The following is a 1,153-nucleotide window of genomic DNA, read 5'->3' on the forward strand; positions in this document are numbered from 1 at the left end:
AAGGTCGTCAGCATTGCGCTGGACGTCAGATAACAGCGTATAGAGATTCACCAGTGTGGATGTCTCCTGTCCAGTGAGATCGGAGACGTCGTGGCGTTCGAGGGCGTCGGTAAGGAGCAGTGCGTCAGCGTAGACGGCAAGGTCAGGTTCTGTTCGCTCAGTCTCTGTCTCGGTTTCCGGAGCCCGAACGAGCTGAGATGGGCCCGGTTGCTCACTCTCACGAATCAGTCCCTCGCGCTCATCGATCTCGAATCGGGGATGAAGACTCAAGACCGCAGGGTAGGGATCGGCATCAGGGGGCAATCGCTCGAGGTCAAATGAGTCAGCTGCATCGCTGATTCGGCGTGCAAGCGTCTCGAACTGGTCACGCTGGAGTGGTCGCTTCTCGTCCGAGTCAGGGAGTTCGATGACGATTCGGTGCTCCTGAACATCTGTGATCTGAAACGGCTCATCCGATAACGGCATCACCAGTGTCGCCTCATCCCCTAACGCCTCACACTCCTCGAGCAGATTACTCCAGGTCGACTGAAACGTCATTACTCAGGGATAGGGGAACCAACAGCGAAAAACTCTGTCCTAAATGCTGCTTCTCGAGCAATTCACCACAGAAGGAAAACCACCGTCAGACAGGACTACCAAATTTAAGTGAGGTCACAAACAACGAGTAGCCAACAAGATAAGAGAAACACACTCACCGCTAACCGGTGTGGGTCGCGGAAGAAGGGGGCGTTGATTCGCCCCCTAGGTTGGACACCTAATTCTGCGACCTAGATCGGCTTAAAAGTTCGCCTCTTGATCAGCCGCTGCTATCTCACTCTTGAGATCCTGTCGGCTATTGAGGGGCTACTCTACGCCAGGTATTGAGAGCCGACTAATCGCAACCAGAGACTACGATACGATGACGATTGGAAAAGACCCAAGCAAAATTGATGCTGAAGCCCCCGATGAACAGGACGTCGCGACCACTCTCGGCTTTGATGAGAGTATTCAGGATGGTCTCACAGCCAGCAAGACCAAAGACAGCACTACAGAAATCCCGAGCCGCGAGCAAATGTGGTGTATGCTCCAAAAGCAAGCTAAAACGATCGAGCAGCTGGAGTCTCGGCTTGAAGACGTTGAGCAAGACCAGAGCCGAGCCAAGCGCAACCGCCAG

At 54.0% G+C, this 1,153-nt stretch carries 2 pseudogenes; one reads left to right on the forward strand and one right to left on the reverse strand.

The window, feature by feature from the left end:
* Positions 1–537 (reverse strand): annotated as a pseudogene (locus QA609_RS24635) (hypothetical protein); the annotation flags it as partial.
* 361 nt (positions 538–898) lie between these two features.
* Between QA609_RS24635 and QA609_RS24640 the strand changes: the two are divergent.
* Positions 899–1,153 (forward strand): annotated as a pseudogene (locus QA609_RS24640) (methyl-accepting chemotaxis protein); the annotation flags it as partial.

It is taken from the genome of Natronococcus sp. A-GB7, assembly GCF_029688865.1.
Lineage (GTDB): Archaea > Halobacteriota > Halobacteria > Halobacteriales > Natrialbaceae > Natronococcus.